Source organism: Psychrosphaera aquimarina (assembly GCF_032461525.1).
Lineage (GTDB): Bacteria > Pseudomonadota > Gammaproteobacteria > Enterobacterales > Alteromonadaceae > Psychrosphaera > Psychrosphaera aquimarina.
This window is the reverse complement of record NZ_JAWCUA010000001.1, coordinates 53195-75819: the sequence shown is the minus strand read 5'-3', so window position 1 is coordinate 75819 and position 22625 is coordinate 53195. Positions and strand designations below refer to the sequence as shown.

Genomic DNA, 22625 nt, shown 5'->3' with positions numbered 1-22625 from the left:
TAAATTAATGGTTTGAGTGATCAACAGACGACGGATGAACTTCTGATTTGTTATTAAACATGTCAGGAGTTAATGTCGTTATGCTGGTAATGACAAAATTACCGTCATGTATTTCAAAGGTAAATTCAACTTCATCATTAACGTTAATGCCAATTAAGCTGACATCTTCATCCGCGATAAAGTCTAAGGTTGCAGCGGGCCTGCCCCATTTTTTAATGGCATCTCGACTAATATTGATCATGCCATGTTCGGCCATTAATGAATTAACCTTGCCTTTGACTGTTGCGGTGTCTGGCTTTTGATCTTTAGTACTTTCGTCCTTACTTGTACTCATTTTTTCCATACGTTTAAAATCAGATGACTTGCTCGACTCTGAATCTAGTAAAAACTGAGCCGAACTCACCACATATTCACCATCGTTTAACCCAGCCAAAATCTCAACGTTTTCACTGTCATACCGTCCCACTTTCACCGCTATTGATTTGTAACTGCCTTCCCCTAATGCCAGCACGACTCGGTCTTGAGTACCGGTTCTAATCAAAGCCTCTCTTGGGATCAGTAAGGTATTATCATCCCCTTGTGTATGCAGTACTAACTGAGCAAACATATTGGGTTTAAAGTATCCCTTTTCATTATTAAAGCGTAATCGAACTTTAACGGTACGTGTGTTCGGATCCAACATAGGGTAAATGTAATCCACTTGCCCTTGCCAAGCCTGACCTGGCAGATAATCTAACGTCATGGTAACCGCAGTACCGGTTTTTACTTGCCCAGCTTGGCGCTCAAATAATTCACCTTCAACCCAAACCTCCGATAAATCGCCAATAGACATTATGGTTGATCCGGGTTTTACAAAAAAACCTTCCCGAATCTTTAAGTTTTCAACAACGCCATTTTGTGGAGCATAAAAGATAATCCGTTGTTGCACTTGTTGCGTTTTTTTAAGTTCGTTTATCGTCGACTTTGGTATTTGTAGTGCCACCAATCGATTTTGAGCGGCATAGATCAAACGATCATTATCTCGCTCTAACGCCAATAAAAACTCTTCTTGCGCATTGACCAACTCCGGAGAATATATCTCATATAATGCTTGGCCTTTTTTGACCGGGTCGCCCACCGTTTTAACATGTAACTTTTCGATCCAGCCTTGCACTCTTGGATGAATATGCACTAACTTGTCTTCATCGTAGGTAATATATCCAACTGTGGTTATTTCAGTTTTTAACGACTTATAACTGACTTTAGCGGTACGAACACCTAAATTATTAACAACATTCGCTGCGATTCTAATAGTACCAACGCCTTCATCAGCGCCATTTCCATTATTAGTTTTACTTAAAACATCATCAAATACTGGAACTAAATCCATTCCCATAGGGGATTTACCGGGTTTATCTCGTCGATAATTTGCATCCATAGGCGCAACCCAATACAAAGGTTTATCTTTAACACTTTGAGTTATTTCGGCATCGGTTACCTTAGGTATAAACCAGCTATAAACTGCAACCGTTAATACACAGCCGGTTAATGCTGCCATTACCAGTGACATTATTGGACGGCTAGGATTCTGCTCCGCTTTATGTTTATTTATTTTATCTTCAACTGGATTCATTAGTTATCTCCCTTTACCGACCCAAATTGACCACGGTTAGTAACATTTAATTCTGTAACACGGCCATCGTCATTTTTGTTTAACGTGGTCATTACTGAGGCTTCCATTGGAACGAAGTCACTGCTGATTGAATAAGAGTTACCAATAAATAAGTAATTTAATTCAAGGTGTAATTGTTGCTGCTCAACGTTTAAATTTAATTCATCAATAACCGTATTTAATAAAGCAATTCGTGAACGGACGACATCAGAAAAATCCCCGTCATCATGGGTGTATGCTGACAATGTGGCTTCTGCATGATCATGTATTTGTGGCAGTAATTTAGACTTGTACAATGCTTGTCGGCGTTTAATGCCCCCCAGTCGCCCAATGGCTGTTGTATAGGCTGAAAGGTGTTGCTTGAGTAATATTAACTTTTCAGTTTTGACCGCTTCAGTTTTAGATATTGCAGCATCTACTTCCTTATCCTGTTTATTGTCAGTAAATAGCGGTAAATCAAACGTGACACCGATTGAAAAGAAATCAGAACGTTCTATGCCCGACGGGGCATCATCTCGGTAACCGTAACTCGCATTTACGCCCCATTGTGGATGATACTGTTGCTGCGCTATGAAAATACCAGTTTTGCTGGCACTGACTTTTTTATCGATAGCGATAACCCCAGGATGAGCGTTAAATATATTAATCAAACGGCTTGATGTAAGCCTATTCAGGTCAGGCAATTTATGAGGTTCATTCGATGGAATTTGTAATTCAATTTGAGGTAACCGTTCGCCAAAATCGATACCATTTAAAATGACATCATAAGTTTCCTCAAAGTACTTAGACGATTGATATTGACCATCAAAATCAACTAACCACTTAGATAACAAGCCTTCAAATTGGTGTTTTTGCTGGCGAAGTATATCTAGCCGTTCGTCTAACCGGCTTAATTCTAATTGCGCTCTAACGATGTCTTGTTGACGCGTTTTACCTAGTGCCGATGAGTAACTGGCTTCTGCCACATCGGCTAATTGTTCAAACAGAGCTCTATTTTGTTCTATTAACGAAATGCTCTTTTGTACTCTATACCCATCTAACCACAGGCTGCCAACCGTCAGCGCAATTTTGGCTTTACGGTCCAACCGTTGAAAAGGAAAGGCTTCACTTTGACGCTTAAATCTCTTACTTTTTAGCGCTAACGAATCGCCTCGAGGAAACACTTGAGTTAAGCCAATTTTAACTTGAGTCATGGCTTCCTGTGAAAAATCAAAACCATCCATTGGTAAATTAGCCAAAGTCATAGATACACTAGGATCAGGTAACGAACCTGAGGCTTGAGCCATTGATTCAAGCGCTTGTTGTTGATGCATATTGCCAGCTAACCAAGGATCGATTGTTTGTGCTGTTTTAATTGCTTGTTCAATTGTTAAGGCATGAACATTTGTGATTGATGTATCCGTCGCGTTAACCGCCAAACTGATCAACGCAGAAACAAATACAATGTTTACATTACTTTTATTCGAAAACATAACCACCCCAAAGGGACTTCAATGATTAATGGATTGAATAGGTTAATTTTAATCTTTAAATTAATGACGCATTAACTTTGCTTGATTTAAAGATCAGAGAACCTAAAACAGAATATATTCTTTTAAATGAGCCGAATTTTGGACACACTTATTCTGTATTAGCTAATAATGGGAGGTCGGTATAACGATGTTTGTTGTAGGCTAAAGGCCAGATTTGAAATGTAATGTATCTTTGATGAAAATTCAGTAAAAACAACAGTATTAATATCTTTCGTTAACGTGGCGATATTAGAACAACCACCAGTAAAACACTTACACATACTAGGGCAACAATCGCCATTATCTGAATTTGAATCACTTACTTTTACTGTATCAGACATAGTATGTGATGAATGATCCATCATTGGCATATCATGTTGAACTGATTGTGACATTTGGCGATCGTGACTCATTCCTTGCATACTCATCATATTATAAGACATAACGGTAGACGCCATCACTTGACCAATAAAGGCCAAACAAATAAACAATACCATTAATGTTTTAGATAAGTTTAATATCACAAAGAACCTGTCAATAACGTTGATAACCAGATTAAGTTAGTACTTAATATGTTACCTAGTTTCATAAGTTAATCAAATAATTAGAGATAAATTAATATACGGCATATAAAAAAGACCGGGTTATTAACCCAGCCATTTTAAAAAATATCAATTAAATTAGCTAAAATTAATTACGCTGATTTATTCCATGCGAAAGGTTGGAATGGTGCATCAACAGGCGTATTAGCAATATGGTTGGTATAATTACTGATCACTTTTTGTGACAGACCAAGAATAATCTCTAATACTTGTTGTTCACCGTAACCAGCAGCATAAAACGCAGACAATTCTTCATTAGTTACATGACCACGATTACGAACAATAGATAACGTCATATCTTGTAATGCTTGTAATTTTGGCGTGGTTAACAAACCATCATTACGCAATGCTTCTGTTAATTCAGGGTCAACTTTCATTGAATGAGCTATCGCAGTATGGGCAGGAACACAATAAGTACAACCGTGTTCTACATTGATTGTCTGCCATACTACCGTTAACTCTTCAGCATCAAACGACGAGTTAACAAACTGTTCATGTAAGTTTTGGTATGCTTGTAAAATGCCTGGCGCACCAGCTAATACACCATGTAAATTAGGTAACATGCCATTAGTTTTAACTGATTTTTCTAAAATTGGTTTGCTTAACTCAGGTGCTGATTCAATAGTATGAATGGTTAAAGTAGTCATTTTATTCTCCGGTAAATTAATAATGTACTAACTAGTACAACTTATCTTGACCGGAATTGTACTGACTAGTACAATTCTGTCAATAGCAAAATAAATAAAATACTTTCCGATGTAAAAGAAGGTGTTTAGTAAAAAATTACAGGGACTCATTATGAAAAAAACATTAGCCTTTGATGTATACGGAACGTTAATAGACACCAACGGTGTGACTGCTCTACTAGAAACCATGTTAGTTGATCAAGTGGACGGATTTGATAAAAACCAAAGGGTTGAGAGGGCTCAGCGTTTTGCTGATACATGGCGAGCTAAACAATTAGAATATTCGTTTCGTCGCGGGTTAATGAAATGTTTTGAGGATTTTACGGTATGTACCAAAGAGTCTTTAATTTTTACTTGTGCGTATTTAAAAACGTCGCTGACAACACAGCAACAGCAGCAACTGCTTGATATTTATAAAACCTTACCTGCCTATAACGACGTTGCCCACGGTTTATCAATATTGATGAAAGACCATAAGTTAATCGCATTTTCAAATGGGACTTATAACTCTGTAAAAGGTTTATTAGTTTCCGCAGGTTTAGACAAATACTTTGCACAAATCGTCAGTGCTGACGAAATAAAAACATTTAAACCAAATCCAGACATTTACCAATATTTATTAACACAATCTGATTCCACATCCGAAGTAACTTGGCTTATCTCCAGTAATTCTTTTGATGTGATTGGTGCTAAAGCATTTGGACTGCAGAGCGCTTGGGTTAAACGTAATGACTGTGACGTGTTTGATCCTTGGGGAGTGAAGCCGGATATTGTTGTTCAAAATCTAGAACAGTTAGCAAGTAAACTTAGTCAACAATAACCACTTTACGTTAGTAAATTAACCAATACCAGTGGGGGAACGTAAGCTTCCCCGTAATAATTATTCATCTAACCAGTAGACCCATTAAATGAAAAAAGTTATCAATCAAAAAGTTATTTTAACCGCCTTAATCGTTGGGCTTTTCGCCAGTGTTGCATTCATTTTCATTCAACCTTTATTTGGGATGTTAACCTTAACCTCAAGACATGCTGCGGCATACGTTAAACTTGGTGAATACGATGCCTCGACGGCATTATTATTATCATGGTTAGTGCATATGAGTGTTTCTGTGTTTTACGCTCTGCTCTCCACCATTATTTTTAACATTAACCGCACTTGGCTAGTCAACATCACACAAGTTTTTGCTTTAGGCTGGATAACAACGTTAACTGCGACGCCCGCAAATGAATTTGTTGTCAAGCTTATCACCAGCTTACAGTTTCCAGACTTAAGTACCTTGTCTGCTTTAAATACCGAGATTGGGCCAAAGTTATGGCTGCATATCATGTTTTTTGGGGTTGTTATTGCTGGGGTTTGGCTGATGAATAAAAACGAAATAAGCAAAAGTGAATAAAGGCTAGCTAACAACGCCAGTAAATTAAATCCAATTCTGGCGCTATATTTAAATTAGTTACACATGTTGATCAATAAGAATGGCATTACCGTCTGGATCTTTAATAGAAAAACTTGAAGGTCCAGAATCTCCGGTTATTGACTTATGTGTGATCTCAACACCTTGAGCTTCAAATTCCTTTAATAACTGTCTAATGTCTGTAAATGATTCAAGCTTTTTACCGCTTTGGTCCCAACCGGGATTAAACGTCAGGATATTACTGTCAAACATCCCCTGAAATAAACCAATGGTATATTCGCCGCTCCTCATGATTAACCAGTTCTGAGTTTGATCACCACCAATTATTTCAAAACCTAGTTTTTGATAAAACAGCTTTGATTGTTCAATATCTTTAACCGCTAAACTCACTGAAAATGCACCTAATTTCATTTGAACTCCAATATTTATTTCAGTACTTCAACAACATCATCCGTTAACAATATTTGTTGATCTTTAATAACAGAAAGTCTTCCTGCTGGACTTTTACTTGTGCCCAAAACAATCACGTCACAACGATAAGTATACTTGCCATTGATGAAAGAATAATAATGATTGCCACCACTACCAGCAAAGTCCCGTTTACCATTCAATAAAACCAGATCGGGTTTATCACTGATTGACTTATCCAAACGCCAAGAAGCATATCTAAACTTTGTTTCACCTAAATCATCAATTCGAACACGAAATTTAGTCGTTTCCCATTGCAATATCGGCTGTTTATAGTTTCTCAAACTTTCATGTAAAGTTAGCTTTTGCTGTTCAACTAAAGTTTGTTTTAAATGTATTTGTTTTGCCGTCTGATGATTTATACCTCTGATCTTTCCTCCATCTAACCACAACTTACCATTAAGAAACATAATGCCGCGCCAGCCCATAGCTTGCCAGTCATTTCAACGTCAGAGTTAGCGATTAGATTTATTAAGTTTTGATCAAACACTTCATCAAATCGATTAACTAATTCTTGTTGATTATTGATGGCAGGAACAGGAGTTTGACGACTTAAAGGAAAAGTTATTAACGTTGAAATAAGCGCTTTATCTTGAACTTTAAAAGCATTGATAATTTTAGTTATTTGTTCATTCTGTTTTTCATCAAAGGCTAATACATTGGAAGTAGATACTAATAACGTTGCACACAACAATATAAATTTAAAGACCATTTTCATTAAAAGTTTTACTCCAAACAGCATAAGTTATTGATCAACCATAGCTTTATTATATATAGGCGATTTTTGCTTTTAACATTAACCTATTATCTCTGCCGATTAAACTAAGTTCTAACGGCCTTACTTACCAATAAATAGGATCAACTTTGTAATACAACTTTAGTTGTTGGTATAACATTGGATAATGTTGATGGAACTTATGTGCTTGTTCAAAAAACACTTCACTGGTTACTGCAAAAAACTCAGCCGGATTTGTCGCGCCATAATAATCAAACAATGACGGTATTCCGCTTTTTTTCTGTTTTCTTAACAATTCATACTGACTAGAAAAAACATCTGACCAATCTTTATAATTCTGATCTTTGCCTAATATTGGCGCACCGTTAGCACTGCCCTTTTCTTGATCTAACTGATGGGCAAATTCATGGATAACCACATTATGACCATCATCTGGAATATCAGCACCGTCAATTGTATCTTGCCAAGACAATACCACGGTTCCTGAATCCCACGATTCCCCCGCTAACGTCACTCTTTGATGATGTAATACGCCACCAGCGTGCATACTTTGTTGCTCTTTAATAAAGGCACTCGGGTAAATCAATATGGTATGTAATTTGGGGTAATAATCCGTTTTACGGTTAAGCAATAACAAACAGGCTTGCGCTGCTACGGTTATTTTTATTTCATCTGTAATTTCAACGCCATTGCAACCGACAAATTTTTTCTCTGCCAAAAACACTTGAATATGTTGTTTAAGTTGTAACTGTAAATCCGCAGGCATTTGCCTAAAATAAGGCATACGTTGTTGAATAATAACGCGCCAGCCTTTCTTAAAAGGTAGTTTCCTTACCTTATCACGCTGATATTCACGCCACGATGGTTTAGCGACAATATAACCAATAAGTAAAACTGCAATAACGATGAGTGATAGAAAAGGTAACATAATGAACTTAAGTGATATGTTTTGTACTGAAATGAGTGCGCTGTTGTGAAATATCAAGTTAACCATTATTTATTTCTAGAAAATTAAATAATGGTTTAGCAAAAGTACGCTTAGTTTATTAATTTGGCAGTACAATGATCCCTAACGGTTCAAACAATTGTTCTTGCTGCCAGTCGCAAATCTTCACGCCATTTAAGTTAACACGACGGATATCCAAACCATTTAATTCACAGTTAGTTAAATCACAATACTCCATATTAAACTGTCGCCAACTGTCCGGTGAAAACACACCTCTACTTAAGTCCGAACCTTTAAACGATGCATTTTGCAAGTTAGCCCCCGTCCAACGATTTTCAAATAAGTCACACTTTTCAATACATTGTCGCTCAAAGTCGCTATAAGCCAAATTACAGCCCGTTATATAAACTGAACAAAAATAACTTTGACGGGATATTTGATTCACAAAACTGGTTTTTACAAAGCTAGCTCCTTGTAAATCACACTCCCTGAACTCAGCACCAAAACCATTAGCGCCCAGAAAGTTTGCCATTCCTAACTTGCAAGAGTTAAAACTAACATCACGCATATCCGCGTATTTAAATTGGCAACCGAGACTGTCGCCACTTTCAATAAATTTACAATTAATAAACTTTGCATCTCTTAAATCTGCATGGCTGAAGTCACAATGATAAAAATGACAATTTTCAAAGGTTGACTCTTGCAAGTCTTGTTTTGAAAAGTCATGTTCTTGAAAGGTTTGATTACTGATCATTCAGTGTCCTAAAGTGGCCTACTAGTAAATTTCGAGGCAAGACTAACATTGCAAAATATCAACAATCAAGCCCATAAATAGGGTTGTTTTTGAAGTTCTAACTAGGCGTTAAATGTCGATTTTAAGGGGGCAGGATGGAGTTTTAAACCTATGTAAATCAACATAATAATGTGTGGTGAAAAAAAGTATTTTAATTGATTAGGTACGAATTTAAATAAACAGGGCAAATAAGCATCAACTCACGTTTATCGTTGTTTTTTTGGCTAAGTATTCCAACGATGCCATTTCCACTAATCGGCTTTTAGTCCGTTCAAATTCAAACATTAATGTGCCACTATTATAAAGCTCGTTTTGTGGCACAAAAGCGGTGATAACTAAATTTATATGACAGTCGTAACATTCATCAACTAATGCGATAAATCGTCTAGCGGCATCATCCATTGGTGCTAACACAACTTCACGCTCACCGGTCTCTCCTGCGGATACATTAATGTTAGAACCATTATCTTCTGTGCCTCTGGCTTTTATTCTTTCGTAGGCTTGACCACTCATAGGCGGAACATTAAATAACAAGATAGTGTTAAATTGTTTGGCAATTTCAACGTAATCAAAATGGCTACGAGGCCCTTGGCATAGCTCGGCAAATTCAAAACAAATGACACAATTAGCATGTTCTGTATTTTTAGCGATGAAAGTGATGGGTCGGCCTAATATGTTGATTTTAAGATCAATCTTACTTTTAGACTTTTGATTAGTTTGATCTAATGGCATTAAGTTAAATCTGCTAAGTAACTTCTGGTGCAAGGATATCTGCTCATTGCTCCCATTAGTTAATTCCAAACTAGGGAGTGCAAAGTAGTTTTGCTCAAAGGTTAACGAACGGTGTCTGTGGTCTTGCTTGCCAGACAAATGTAATACTTGTGTATGTTGTTCTATTGCGGCAATTGCAGGTAAAAACCGTTGTCGTTGCAAGCCATTTTTGTATAACTCATTAGGAGCACAATTACTGGTACTCACCACCACTATGTCCAGCGCAAACAAGTATTGCAACAAGTTACCTAACAACATGGCATCGCCAATATCAGAAACAAAAAACTCGTCAAAGCACAGTACTTTGTATTGCTGACTAAACTGCTTGGCTATTAATTTTAATGGATCAGGTTTACCTGAAAAGGCTTTTAATTGCTGATGTACATCTTGCATAAAATGATGAAAATGTTGTCTTCTGCATATAGAGTTTGGCAAGCTGGTTACAAATAAGTCCATCAAAAACGTTTTGCCGCGTCCTACTTTGCCCCATAAGTAAATGCCTTTTAATGTTCGACCACGAACGTTTGTTTGCTGTAAATCTAAATAAAGTTGCTGTAACAACTCCACCGCCTGTTGCTGGGAATCGTCAAAACGTATCTGTTTTGAGCTAACTAGATTTTGGTATTGTACTAAAGGCGAAGTATTTAACATACGTTATATATTATTAACTCTTGAGGAATAGGGACTGTATTATTGAACTTGGTATCCTACCTTAGAACACTAGTGTCCGTCAGCACTGAAAACTAAATTAACGGAAGTGTTTATTATCCCAGCGATATTAATTTTTAAACAATATTGGCTTAAGGTATACTTTTAATGGTGAGACATTAATCATATTTACCCAAAGAGATATAAACTCATCAAGCACTTATCCTCCTATCAAGCAACATCAAACTTGCAACTCAAAATTGCCACGTTCAACTTGTTTAATTACCTTGAACCGCCTAATGCTTATTATGAATTTGAGCGTATATATAGTGCTGAGCAATGGCAGAAAAAACAAAACTGGATCAGTAACTACTTGACCGAATATCAGCCTGATATTATTGGCTTTCAAGAAGTATTCAGCACTAAGTCATTAAAGCAGCTCGTTAAACAACAAGGTTACGATTATTTTGCCGTTGTTGATGAGCCAGAAGTCATCGATGACTTCATTTACCGTCGGCCTGTTGTGGCCATTGCATCACGTTATCCGATTAAAGACGTGGTGGCCGTAGAGCCTAATGTCGATTTAGTTCAAGCTCTTGGCGTAGATACTGAATTTTCTTTTAGCCGTAAAGTATTAAGAGCAAACATAGAGATTCCTCATTTAGGCTGTTGCGACTGTTATGTAGTGCACTTTAAATCTAAGCGCTCAATGATAGAGTTTGATGACAGTAATTCCAATTTATCACCAGAACAAGTCATAATCGAAAACTTAAAAGCACAAATTGCAGGTGGCTGGGGCTCAACTGTACAACGTGGTAACGAAGCAACGTTGTTAATGGTTGATATGATAGAACGACGTCAGGCCACCGGTTACCCTATGATTTTAATGGGCGATTTTAATAATACTTTACATGACGGTGTATTAAGCCACTTACTCATCGATAACCTAAGGTTTGTTTCGGCCTTTGACCAAAACACCTACCTTGCTAAATACTGTTTAAACGACGCTTGGAATTTGTTTAATAACGTTTATATGAATGAGATAAAGCAAAGCCCAGACTCAGATGATATCAATGAACAATTACAAAAAGCGCCACAACGAGCCCCAACCCATTATTTTAATGGTAAAGGCTCGGTATTGGATTACATATTATTATCTAGTGAATTTGATGCGAGTCACCACAATAGCCTTTATCAAGTCAGCAACTACACAACCTACGACAAACAACTAATCAACCCTGTATTTGAACATGATGGTGAAAGTACTGACCATGGCATTGTGATGGTGACGATGACGCTGAGGTCATAATGATTGGCTAAAATCCTTTGCTTTATTGGATGAGACTTTGGCTGTTTAACTTGCGGGTTAGGTTTGTAAAATATATACCTGTAACTGTAACCTTAACATTACGTTCACCCGCTCCCCATCGTTAACCTAGAATTAAATATCAACAAGTGAGATTGTACGATAAATGAAAGGCTGTATAATTTATATTACGTTATTCGCCCTAAGTTGATTAAATGCAAAACACCAAAAGACTTATAACACTCTTAATTATATCGTTAGGCTTTGTGATTCAATTTAGCTTTGCTAGCACGATAAAAATTGCTGTATTTAAAGATCATTATTCAACAATTTACCCTTATACTCTAAAAAACGCCTGCCCTTCGATAGATTCTTTCCAATTCGATGACAATCAAATGCTCGCAGAGTATATAATTTTTTGTAATGCGCTAAAATTGGCAGGTTACCAAGAAACACTTGAACTTGTCCCCTATCCAATTTCAATACGAGCCTTACAAGCGATACAAAAAAACGATGTACTAGCCTCTAGTTATGGTGTTTGGCACAACGAAATAGAAAAATTCAAACTACAAGGGTCGCCAAACTTATTGTCAAACAATCAATTTAGCAAAGGCTTGTACACTACTCAATTACTGCGAGATAAGTTAAAAGGCAAGCTATTTGAACCTGCAAAATATATCGCGGTTGCAAACCAAAATTGGCAGTTAGATTGGACTGCACTTAGTTGTTCTGGCCTAAATTTATTGCATGTGAATCAATACGAACAAATGTTTAAAATTTTGGAATTAGGTAGAGCTGATTTTGTGCCACTGACCTTCAATGCCGAGCCCGATATGAAACGCACGGTATTTGGTACTAGCCTCTACCCAATAGAGGGGATTAAGATCTCTTTTAACGACGCCTTGAGTTTTGCTGTAAATACCAAAACAGAACAAGGACAGCTACTTTATAAAGCATTAAAACAAGGCTTAATCACATTAGCTAGCCAAGGAAAGATAGAAGATATTTACCAACGTCTAGGTATCACCAATTCAACCGTAACCGATTGGCGTAAACTTAGCTGTAACTAAAACTACACTCTAATGTTATTCAGTTAATCGGATCTAACTTGTATTTTTAATCTATTCCTGACAGAGTGTTTAATCGTATTTTCTTAATTAAAACAAAACTGTAATATCAAGGTAGCCTTGCTATTTTGCAATTGCATCTAACGTTTTATCACCACCTAGTAACCAAAAATTCAATTGGTTAGCAGTTCGGTAAATGCAAGGAGGAAAGATGACACAAACGTTTCAATCATTGCCCACCAAAAACACGAAAGCTGGTAAACCACGACGAGTTGGCTTTGAAGTTGAGTTCTCAAATCTAAGTTTTAACAAAACTCAATCTGTTATGAAACAATGTTTGGGCGGAGAGTTTGGTCAAGGTTCCGTCGCCGAGCAAATACTTAACGTACCCGAGTTAGGTGAATTTAATATAGAACTAGACTGGAACTTCCTTAAACGTAAAGCGTCCGAAGACAATAATAATGACCAAACACCTGAATGGTTATCGCAATTAGCACAGGCTTCTGAATGGTTAGTTCCGATGGAAATCGTGTGTCCGCCTATAGAGGTTGCTTCGCTAGACAAGCTATCAACTTTAATTGAACAGTTGCGTGAAGCAGGCGCACAAGGAACAGAAGAGTCACCTATTGCCGCTTATGGCGTGCACATCAACACTGAAATAACTGTACTGGAACCCACCCTAATTCACAATTACCTACGTGCGTTTGGCTTATTACAATGGTGGTTGGTCGAGTCTAACGAAGTTAATTTCAGTCGAAAACTGAGTCCCTACATTGACCTTTTTTCAGAAGAATACTTGTTGGAAATAATGTCTAAAACGACTGTCGATATGGATACCTTGTTTGACGATTATTTAGCTCATAACCCAACTCGAAACCGCGCGTTAGACATGCTACCTATGCTAGCCGAGATTAACCAAGAACGGGTTTTTTCGGTGGTTGACGATCCAAAAATAAAAGCCCGCCCCGCTTTTCACTATCGTTTACCTAACTGTTTAATTGATGATCCCAACTGGTCTTTGCAGCAAGTTTGGGAACTTTGGCTTGTAGTTGAAACATTAGCCAACAATGAACACGGGTTAAACCAACTTTGCGAGGCATTTGTTTCACAAAAATCCAGCTGGTTTGGCGGTCGCCGCAAAGCGTGGACTGAGTATATTGACGCATGGCTAAAAGACCAAGAATTGGCGTAACAGGTAACGCTAGGCGGTGGACACCAAGTTGGTGGTGTATTTCATTGGCCATTCGCTTATCTGGTGGTGTGCCTATGCGAATTACCACAAGGCACCAACCCATTAATGAGCAATTCGACGCTCTTATTATAAGTGGTGGCAGTGACATTAGCCCAGAACATTACGGCGGTGATATAAAAGCCAAGGTAAAATCCGATCCAGCTCGGGACAAATTAGAAATACAATGGATTCAAAAAGCCATTGCCGAACATAAACCACTGTTAGGCATCTGTCGCGGTGCACAATTAATTAACGTAGTACTTGATGGCGATTTACACGATGACTTAAGAACTATTCGTCACCTCACGTATAACCGCCCGGGCCTGTTACCCACTAAACAAGTTTATCTCAACACAGATTCGGTGGTTTATAACATTTGCGGCAAACAGAAAATATGGGTGAACAGTTTGCATCACCAAGCAATTAATAATGTCGCAACCTGTTTACGTGTGGTAGGTAAAGACCGTGATCAAATTGTACAAGCAGTTGAGACAAACAATGGTGAGCAAGACATTAACCGCAATATTATTGGTGTACAATGGCATCCCGAATACTTGTTTTACCTCCCCAGTCAATTTGGTTTTTTCCGCTGGCTGATTAAACAAACGTTTAATTAGTAATGAACTAAAAATTGCTATCTAAACATTGCTCCACGGGCACTACATTGGCTTTTCAGTTGATGTAAATACACTGCCCATATATAACAATAACTAAGAAATATGGGTCACATTCAATAGCTCCCACCATTGATAACCATAAGCAAATTTATCCAAATCATCCTCGCGCTCTGCTGGGCGTAATACTAATTCTATTAAATACGGCGCGTCTGGCGTTACTTTGCGTGCCTAGTTTAGACCAGAGCTTGTTATAAAATAATCTACAATAGACTATTGAACTCGATACTCAAACAAGCACTATAATAATTAAGTTTTACTGCTTTATAGCAAAATTCCCCTCGGCCAACACTTCGGCAATCGCTTTCTCTAAGGGTAAGATCAATGCTTTATGTTTTTGGTTTATTAGGTGGAAGCCTAACTTTTCTTGGATCAAAAAGTGATTGGGGTATTTTAGGAGTTTCGACTTTGTATAGGCATCTAATACGATAATCGCCGCATCTACTTTTACTTGATCAAATATTTTGAACAGAGTATCAAAGCTAACCAGTTCAACTTGTTTAATTTCGCTATCGGTTAATAACTCCGAATAAAACTCATTAGCACCAATAAGGGCCATACTTTTTTCTGGGTTAGCGAGCAGTGAAAGATCACAAACCTCGTTATTCTGACAAATCAGGAATACTTCAATGCGGCTAATTGGGGTAGGTAAATATGTAATAGCGTCATAACTATCAATACTTTCGAGAGATTTAGCAGTATCGGCATCAATCACACCATCATTGAGTAACCTTAACGCTCTTTGATCGTTGATTTGGGAAAACTCAGGCGTGATGCCTAATTTTTTGTAGGCTTTTTTTAATAAGGGAACGTAATAGTTAATGATACCGTCATGTTCAACATAACTAATAATATAAGGTTCATTTTTATCCTGGCTGTAACAAGGTTCACCCCATACACCTAGTGCAACCAAAGCTAATAAAAACTTAATATGATTTGGCACTAAGGTTAAATTCATTCAAACTGCTCCAATTAAACGAGATTAAGAACACACCAAATAACGGTTCCTATAGCTTGATACTAGCAAACATCATTAATTTTTACAGTGGTATGGATTTATATATTTGAACTATAAAAATAAAATAGCCGTGTCTGATAAAAGTTAAATAGAAGCTTTCGTCATCTCTGTTTATTCAAAAATCAGCACCCTGCATCAGACTTAACGGTTACAAGCTCACTTAAAACGACAAACATAAGCACAAAAAAAAGCAGCCTAAGCTGCTTTAATTTAATGTCTAATTTGTATTACGAATTAGTCTTAGTTTGATGCTAAATCAGTAATGTTAACATTAGTATTGTAACGACCATTGGTTAATACATTGTGGATTTTTTCTGGTGAGTCAGAATGTGTTTGTACAAATTCTAAAATACTTTGGTCATTACAATTTACATTTTGAGCAATATATTTTTTGCTTAATCCCGACTCTTTAATAGCATTGTGTAATTCAACACGACTACCTTGAGCGGCAACAACACATAATTTACTGGTTACTGAGTCGTCTGCGGCAACAACTCGATTAGCTGCGTTTGCCATGCCGATTGTTGATAAAGTTAAAGCGATAGTTGTAATAGTTTTTGTGAAAGTGTTCATAATTGTCATCCTCTTGTTAAGTTACATATGGAATTGCAACCGCGATGCCAATATATTTTATATAACAATTACAATAACTTAACATCAACTAGCAAATTCAAACTGCTTTTCGCTCAATTACAAAAACCACAAGTTGGTTATTTTGACCACTTATTGGCATTGATTAATTTACCCAATTACACTCACCTTTTTAGTCCTTTAATTAACATAAAAATTCACATATTACTTGATGGCAAGTTTATTGCTCTTTAGATGTTTAACCCTCACCTTTTTAATTATATTTAGCATTGATAGAATGAAAATAAATATATATAAATCAATAAATTGTATTTTAGTTAGATAGTTTTTAACGTCTATTTAGCAAAAGGAGTTACAGTGACAATTGATACATTATGGCTAATGTTTGGCACCATTTTGGTGCTTATCATGCAAGCGGGCTTTCTTTGTTTTGAATCGGGGCTGACCAGAACTAAAAATTCAATCAATGTTGCCATGAAAAACTTAGCCGATTTAGTCGTCACCTTCATGGTTTGGTGGGCTGTAGGGTTTGGGCTTTCTTTTGGTGACTCATGGAGCGGTACATTAGGCACTAATTATTTCTTTGTTACCATAGATGAAAACTCACCAGAATTGGGCAGCTTTTTCTTATTCCAAGCTATGTTTTGCGCCACAGCGATCACTATCGTCTCTGGTGCTATTGCAGAAAGAACTCGATTCTCGGCCTATATATTTATCGCAGTGATTGTCGCAGCCCTTATATATCCTATCTTTACCCATTTAACCTGGGGCGGAGCTTTAGGTGGTGAGCAAGGTTATTTAGGCCGTATTGGTTTTGTTGATTTTGCAGGTTCCACTGTGGTGCATAGTTTAGGTGGTTGGGCATCACTGGCTGCCATATTAATTATTGGTCCAAGAACCGGAGTGTTTGAAAAAGGACGCCAACATATATCCGCCAGTAACCTTACTTTAGCTACCTTAGCTATTATCTTGTTTATCATAGGCTGGATAGGATTTAATGCCGGCAGTACTTTAGAATTCAACAACTTAGTGCCGACGATCATAGTCAACACTATTATGGCCGCAATGGCTGGAGGCATTAGCAGTTATTTACTCAGCATCTTTGCTAAAAATCAGTATGTGCAAACCAGCGTTGCGCCTCTTAACGGTATAATCGCAGGATTGGTATCTATTACAGCTGGCTGTCATGCCGTTGGACAACCTGCCGCCATAGTTATTGGCGCTGTGGGTGGTGTAATTGTTTATTATGGTTCGGCGTTATTAGCACGTTATAAAATTGATGATGCCATTGACGCGATCCCGGCTCATTTATTTGCTGGAATATGGGGTACGTTAGCAGTAGCCATATTTGCTGATCTATCCCTGTTAGGTACTGGACTGAGCCGTTGGGAACAGTTACAAGCACAATTAATTGGGATTATAGCCTGTGCAGTTTGGACGTTTACACTGACTTGGTGTTTATTAAAAACCGCTCGTTACTTCTTCCGATTACGAGTCACTCCCGAGCAAGAAGAGATAGGGTTAAATGTGTCAGAACATGGGGCGCGCACCGACTTAATCGACTTTTTGTTAACTGTAAATGATGCCAATGTAGATAAAGACTTATCCAAACGTTTACCCGTTGAACCTTTCACTGAAGTAGGACAAATCGCACAAAAATATAATCAATTAATGGAACGTGCTGAAGATGCTGTGCAAAAAACAAAAACCATTATTAAAGACGTTCAAGCTGGCATATTAACGTTAGACAAAGACGCAAATGTCATTAATGCAAACCCTGCAGCAAAAGCGATTTTTGGCATTACCGACAACCATCATTTCCCTTTACCACTCAATCAATTAATTCATCGACAAAAAGCATTAGCGTTGCCACAACTAGTTAATATTACACACTTACCTTGGGTTGCTATTTTTGACACCATTGAAACCGTTTCAGTCGAAGGGGAATTAACAACATCAAAAGAACCTATATTTCTCAATATGACTGCGTCGGAGAGTAGCCATAATCAAGGTGAAACTATCTGTTTTGTGCACGACATTACGTTACAAAAAATAGCCGAGAACGACTTATTTCAAGAAAAAGAAAAGGCTAAGAAAACCTTAGACTCCATCGGCGATGGGGTTATTTCAACCTCACCTAACGGAAACGTTCAATACATTAACCGAACCGCCGCCAAACTTACTGGTTGGTTAGATAAAGATGCACTTGGCAAACCTTTACATAGAGTATTTTGTGCTGTTGATAAAATCACAGATCACCCTAATGACCAATTAATTAAGCTGATAAATCAAGATAAAAAAACCATTATCACCCAAAAAAGCCAACTATTGTTTAGTCGCAGCGACGATGTATACGCCATACGTTATACCGCCTCCCCCATTTTTGATAAAGACAACAAACTCTCGGGGATTGTTATCGTGTTCCAAGACATAACTCAATCCCAACAAATACAGTCAAAGTTAAACCATCAAGCAACCCATGATCCTTTAACCGACCTGTTTAATCGTCGTGAGTTTGATATCCGATTGCAGCAAATAGTGAATGACGTTCAAACGCATTCCAACATTGAACACAGCTTAATCTTTATCGACTTAGACGAGTTTAAATTTGTAAATGATATTTGTGGCCATGCCGCAGGAGACACTTTATTAAAAGACGTCAGTAATATAATGAAAGAAACCATTCGTCATCAAGACACCCTAGCCCGATTGGGCGGCGACGAATTTGCCATCATATTACACGACTGCCCTATTGACCGAAGCTTGTTAATAGCAGAAAAGATCAGAGAGAAAATAGCTGAGTACAAGTACATTCAAGACAAAAAAGAATTTAGAGTCACCACTAGTGTTGGCGTTGTCGAGATCAATGAACAAACAACCAACGTGCAAGACGTTTTAATTCAAGCTGACTCTGCCTGTTACACCTCTAAAAAACGAGGTAAGAACCAAGTATCCGTATTCAAAAAAACAGATGCAGAAATTGAACAGATAAGTGGAGACGCCCATTGGGCCGGACGCTTGCAAGGTGCTATTACACAAGAAAATGGGTTTGAACTGTTCTTCCAACTTATTACCCCTTCTACCGCACCTATTGCAGGACAAAAGCCGCCATTACACTTTGAAATTTTAATCCGCATGAAAGAAGACGATGGATTAATCATACCCCCTAATGCATTTTTACCGGCGGCTGAACGTTATGGATTAATTCACAAAATTGACGCCTGGGTCATTTGCCACACGTTTGCATGGTTAAATAAACAAAGAAAAATACTGGCTGATCATCAAGTAAAATGTGCTATCAACTTATCCGGTAAATCCATAGATAAAACCGAGATCATCGAAGAGATCGAAATTTATCAAAAAGAATTTAACATTAATCCGGCAGATATTTGTTTTGAAATTACTGAAACGGCCGCAATAGGCAGCATTTCAAAAGCGTCTGCGTTTATCGAACGATTACGAGCAGAAGGTTTTAAGTTTGCCCTTGATGACTTTGGTGCTGGCTTATCTTCATTTAACTATCTTAAAAACCTACCGGTTAATTATCTTAAAATTGATGGTAGTTTTATAAGAAGCGTAGATAAAGACCCACTTGACCAAGCAATGGTCAAATCAATGGCAGACATAGGTAAAACATTAGGCATTCAAACCGTAGCTGAATTTGTTGGTTCAAAGGCCATAGCAGATTACTTAATTGATATAGGTGTGGACTATTTACAAGGTTTCCACTTTCATAAACCAGAACCGCTCAATAACCTAACGGACTTAATAAGGCATGATCGATTAAGGAAATAATTTCATTACTATGGCGCTTTTAATTAACTCTATTAATTAACTCTATTAATTAACTCTATTAATTAACTCTATTAATTAACTCAAATATTTAGCGACTTAAGTAAGATGTTTGTTTTTGTCTAAACAGCAAACTGGTTAATAATATCATTTCCCGTTAAGTGTATTTTTTTAACGAGTTTACACATCAACACCTCTTACCAATAAATAACTTATTTACTAAACAGCAGGCTTCCATATACTCACGGTTTTTAACTTCTGTTAAAATAATCCAGTCTTTTCATTCTGATGTAGGTAGTTGTAAATATGCTTGGAAATCGTTTTGACAGTATCGACCTAAAAGGCGATATTTTTGGTGGTGTTACTACTGCAATAATCTCTTTACCACTTGCGTTAGCCTTTGGTGTCGCATCCGGAGCTGGCGCAGAAGCGGGACTTTGGGGCGCGATTATGGTTGGCCTTTTTGCCGCTCTTTTTGGCGGTTCTTCAACCCTAATTTCAGAACCAACTGGCCCTATGACCGTGATTATGACGGCAATATTAACCAGTATGATGGCTAAATATCCTGAGACTGGCGTTGCCATGTCATTCACCGTAGTCATGATGGCCGGTGCTTTTCAAATAATACTCGGTACACTTAAGTTAGGTAAATACGTAACCTTAATGCCTTACAGCGTTATATCCGGCTTTATGTCGGGGATTGGCGTCATATTAATCATCTTGCAACTGTCACCCCTTTTAGGTCACTCAGCACCTTCTGGCGGCGTACTAGGCACTCTATCGGCATTGCCAAACACGCTATACAATTTTAAATTTAGTGAACTGTTTTTAGGTGCACTAACCTTAGGGATTTTATTTTATTTTCCAAAACATTATAGAAAATACGTACCAGCACAATTAGTCGCGTTAGTTGTGGTTACGCTTATCTCAATCATATTATTTGATACCGATAGCATTAGACGAATTGGCGAAATCCCAGCAGGTTTACCGTCACTGATCATCCCTCATTTTAACGCCGACATGTTTACCATTATGGTGATTGATGCTCTAGTACTAGGAACATTAGGTTGTATTGATACCTTGTTAACCGCCGTTATTGGCGACTCACTGACTCGTAAAGAACACGACTCTGACAAAGAGTTAAGAGGACAAGGTTTAGCCAATATGATCTCAGGTTTGTTTGGCGCGCTTCCAGGTGCAGGTGCCACTATGGGCACAGTCACCAACATCCAAGTGGGTGCAAGATCACCGTTATCCGGCATAGTCCGTGCTGGTGTACTGGCGTTAGTCGTGATTGTGGCCGGTGGATTAACCGAACCTATTCCTATGTCGGTATTAGCAGGTATTGCGGTATACGTTGGTTTTAACATTCTAGATTGGAGTTTTATACAACGGGCTCATAAAGTCAGTATTCATGGTATGGCCATCATGTATGGCGTTATGTTCTTAACCGTATTTGTTGACTTAATTGCAGCTGTTGGTTTGGGGGTGTTTATTTCAAACATCATCATTATTGAGAAATTAAGTAAAGAACAAGCACGTAAAATCAAAGCCATCAGTGACGCAGATGAAAATGACGTGCCTTTAACCAATGATGAACGCCAATTGTTAGATAAAGCCAATGGCAACGTACTTTTCTTTTATCTGTCTGGGCCAATGATATTCAGTGTATCCAAAGCAATTACACGCCAACATTCAAGCATATCGGACTATCAAGTTATGATTTTAGATTTAACCGACGTGCCCATGATAGATGTCACGGTTGGCTTAGCATTAGAGAATGCAGTTAAAGATGCATTGGACACAAATTGTGAAGTCATTTTGTTGTGCGAACATGTACAAACTCGCCAACAATTAGAGAAATTTAATATCTCGCAGTTAATTTCTGCAAACAGTCAATTAAGCCGCAATGAATTTAAAAACAGAAGTGAAGCATTACAAGCCGCGCTCGAACACGTAGAACGCAATAATTAAACTAAACAGCCAGATATATCTGACATTGAATTTAATCCGCTAGTTTTTTGCACTAGCGGATTAAGTTATCAAAGTCATGCGAAGCCTAATCACTTAAATCAAGTTTAAACACACCATAGAGCAAGTCATAATCTTCTGAGTAATCAGGAAAACTGGCTATTTTTTGGAAGTTTGGCTTTAACGCAACCTCTGAATCATTGACGTATTCAGTAAGCCACTTATCCGTCAAACTTTTCTTCCAAGCGTCTGCCAACACCACCCCATAAGCAGATTGTGGAAGACCAACTTCTCTGACATCACAAACTGCTTTAAACTGTTTTTTTAGCGCTGCACTGTTGAGCTTTTTGATATCCAAGTTAATTGCATCAAAATTACTCATAATCGCAGCGTTTCTTTTTGCTTCTATAAAAAGCACAGTGTCATTGGTAATAACAACAGCATCAACAAACGCAGAATCTTTATTGGTACTGTATTCAGGGATATGGAACTCTTGGCAGATAATGGCATTAGGATGGCTATTTTTAATCTCAATCAAAAATTGGGTGGTTAAGTTTCGTTCATTCAGTTCGCCACCTTTAGCAAATGGACGAAACGTCCCCAACATACGGCCATAGTTTTGAGCGGTTCTTTTAATGATAGATTCTAGTTTTAGCGGCTCATTTAGTTTTACTTTTACATCAAGATTCATTTTATACCCTTAAGTTGCCTATTTGGATTTCTTACAACCACTCAATAGTTATAAGCTATG

Annotated in this window: 21 protein-coding genes; 8 read left to right on the top strand and 13 right to left on the bottom strand. The window is 37.7% G+C overall.

Features of this window, described 5'->3' with window-relative positions:
* Nucleotides 1–4: 4 nt before the first annotated feature.
* The 4 genes from RT723_RS00390 to RT723_RS00375 all read right to left on the bottom strand — a co-directional run bounded on the left by RT723_RS00390 (nt 5) and on the right by RT723_RS00375 (nt 4411).
* On the bottom strand, nt 5–1549 hold the full coding sequence (locus RT723_RS00390) for an efflux RND transporter periplasmic adaptor subunit (RefSeq protein WP_428983584.1): 1545 nt from the start codon (nt 1547–1549) through the stop codon (nt 5–7).
* Nucleotides 1550–1611: 62 nt separating this feature from the next.
* Nucleotides 1612–3123 carry a TolC family protein gene (locus RT723_RS00385; RefSeq protein WP_315945455.1) on the bottom strand — a complete coding sequence of 504 codons (1512 nt, stop codon included), beginning with the start codon at nt 3121–3123 and terminating at the stop codon, nt 1612–1614.
* A 158-nt stretch (nt 3124–3281) separates the two neighbouring features.
* On the bottom strand, nt 3282–3686 hold the full coding sequence (locus tag RT723_RS00380) for a hypothetical protein (protein ID WP_315945454.1): 405 nt from the start codon (nt 3684–3686) through the stop codon (nt 3282–3284).
* Nucleotides 3687–3856: 170 nt separating this feature from the next.
* The gene (locus tag RT723_RS00375) at nt 3857–4411 is read right to left on the bottom strand and encodes a carboxymuconolactone decarboxylase family protein (protein WP_315945453.1); all 555 of its coding nucleotides are present in this window, start codon (nt 4409–4411) and stop codon (nt 3857–3859) included.
* 151 nt (nt 4412–4562) lie between these two features.
* Between RT723_RS00375 and RT723_RS00370 the strand changes: the two genes are divergently transcribed.
* Nucleotides 4563–5270 (top strand): haloacid dehalogenase type II, encoded by a 708-nt coding sequence (locus RT723_RS00370; protein ID WP_315945452.1) that lies wholly within the window; start codon nt 4563–4565, stop codon nt 5268–5270.
* A gap of 88 nt (nt 5271–5358) precedes the next feature.
* Nucleotides 5359–5844 carry a hypothetical protein gene (locus RT723_RS00365; RefSeq protein ID WP_315945451.1) on the top strand — a complete coding sequence of 162 codons (486 nt, stop codon included), beginning with the start codon at nt 5359–5361 and terminating at the stop codon, nt 5842–5844.
* A gap of 57 nt (nt 5845–5901) precedes the next feature.
* Here RT723_RS00365 and RT723_RS00360 read toward each other — a convergent pair whose 3' ends face one another.
* From RT723_RS00360 to zapE, 6 genes are all read right to left on the bottom strand, one after another.
* Nucleotides 5902–6273 carry a VOC family protein gene (locus RT723_RS00360; RefSeq protein WP_315945450.1) on the bottom strand — a complete coding sequence of 124 codons (372 nt, stop codon included), beginning with the start codon at nt 6271–6273 and terminating at the stop codon, nt 5902–5904.
* Nucleotides 6274–6287: 14 nt separating this feature from the next.
* A complete protein-coding gene (locus tag RT723_RS00355) occupies nt 6288–6740 on the bottom strand; it encodes a hypothetical protein (RefSeq protein WP_315945449.1) in 453 nt (150 codons plus the stop codon).
* Nucleotides 6713–7048 (bottom strand): hypothetical protein, encoded by a 336-nt coding sequence (locus RT723_RS00350; protein WP_315945448.1) that lies wholly within the window; start codon nt 7046–7048, stop codon nt 6713–6715. The genes RT723_RS00355 and RT723_RS00350 overlap by 28 nt, the downstream gene beginning before the upstream one ends.
* A gap of 124 nt (nt 7049–7172) precedes the next feature.
* Nucleotides 7173–7994, bottom strand: a complete 822-nt coding sequence (locus RT723_RS00345; protein WP_315945825.1) for a M90 family metallopeptidase — start codon at nt 7992–7994, stop codon at nt 7173–7175.
* 118 nt (nt 7995–8112) lie between these two features.
* On the bottom strand, nt 8113–8766 hold the full coding sequence (locus RT723_RS00340) for a Qnr family pentapeptide repeat protein (protein ID WP_315945447.1): 654 nt from the start codon (nt 8764–8766) through the stop codon (nt 8113–8115).
* A gap of 234 nt (nt 8767–9000) precedes the next feature.
* Complete coding sequence (gene zapE / locus RT723_RS00335) at nt 9001–10227, bottom strand: cell division protein ZapE (RefSeq protein WP_315945446.1); 1227 nt, start codon at nt 10225–10227, stop codon at nt 9001–9003.
* Nucleotides 10228–10471: 244 nt separating this feature from the next.
* Here zapE and RT723_RS00330 point away from each other — a divergent pair, with 244 nt between their 5' ends.
* The 4 genes from RT723_RS00330 (at nt 10472) to RT723_RS00315 (ending at nt 14445) form a co-directional block, all read left to right on the top strand.
* Nucleotides 10472–11533, top strand: coding sequence for an endonuclease/exonuclease/phosphatase family protein (locus RT723_RS00330; RefSeq protein WP_315945445.1), 1062 nt, complete (start codon nt 10472–10474; stop codon nt 11531–11533).
* Between the two features lie 212 nt (nt 11534–11745).
* The gene (locus RT723_RS00325; protein WP_315945444.1) at nt 11746–12600 is read left to right on the top strand and encodes a hypothetical protein; all 855 of its coding nucleotides are present in this window, start codon (nt 11746–11748) and stop codon (nt 12598–12600) included.
* A 208-nt stretch (nt 12601–12808) separates the two neighbouring features.
* Nucleotides 12809–13789, top strand: coding sequence for an amidoligase family protein (locus RT723_RS00320; RefSeq protein WP_315945443.1), 981 nt, complete (start codon nt 12809–12811; stop codon nt 13787–13789).
* The gene (locus RT723_RS00315) at nt 13762–14445 is read left to right on the top strand and encodes a gamma-glutamyl-gamma-aminobutyrate hydrolase family protein (RefSeq protein ID WP_315945442.1); all 684 of its coding nucleotides are present in this window, start codon (nt 13762–13764) and stop codon (nt 14443–14445) included. The genes RT723_RS00320 and RT723_RS00315 overlap by 28 nt, the downstream gene beginning before the upstream one ends.
* 313 nt (nt 14446–14758) lie before the next feature.
* Here the strand turns inward: RT723_RS00315 and RT723_RS00310 are convergent, their stop codons facing one another.
* Both RT723_RS00310 and RT723_RS00305 read right to left on the bottom strand, forming a co-directional pair.
* Complete coding sequence (locus RT723_RS00310) at nt 14759–15460, bottom strand: hypothetical protein (RefSeq protein ID WP_315945441.1); 702 nt, start codon at nt 15458–15460, stop codon at nt 14759–14761.
* Nucleotides 15461–15760: 300 nt separating this feature from the next.
* Nucleotides 15761–16093 carry a DUF3718 domain-containing protein gene (locus tag RT723_RS00305; protein WP_315945440.1) on the bottom strand — a complete coding sequence of 111 codons (333 nt, stop codon included), beginning with the start codon at nt 16091–16093 and terminating at the stop codon, nt 15761–15763.
* A gap of 375 nt (nt 16094–16468) precedes the next feature.
* Here RT723_RS00305 and amt point away from each other — a divergent pair, with 375 nt between their 5' ends.
* Entirely contained in the window at nt 16469–19906 is a 3438-nt protein-coding gene (gene amt, locus RT723_RS00300) for an ammonium transporter (RefSeq protein ID WP_315945439.1), read from the top strand.
* Nucleotides 19907–20209: 303 nt separating this feature from the next.
* On the top strand, nt 20210–21877 hold the full coding sequence (locus RT723_RS00295; RefSeq protein WP_315945438.1) for a SulP family inorganic anion transporter: 1668 nt from the start codon (nt 20210–20212) through the stop codon (nt 21875–21877).
* An 85-nt stretch (nt 21878–21962) separates the two neighbouring features.
* On the opposite strand, the gene RT723_RS00290 is transcribed toward RT723_RS00295, so the two are convergent.
* Nucleotides 21963–22565 (bottom strand): hypothetical protein, encoded by a 603-nt coding sequence (locus RT723_RS00290; RefSeq protein WP_315945437.1) that lies wholly within the window; start codon nt 22563–22565, stop codon nt 21963–21965.
* Between the last annotated feature and the right edge of the window lie 60 nt (nt 22566–22625).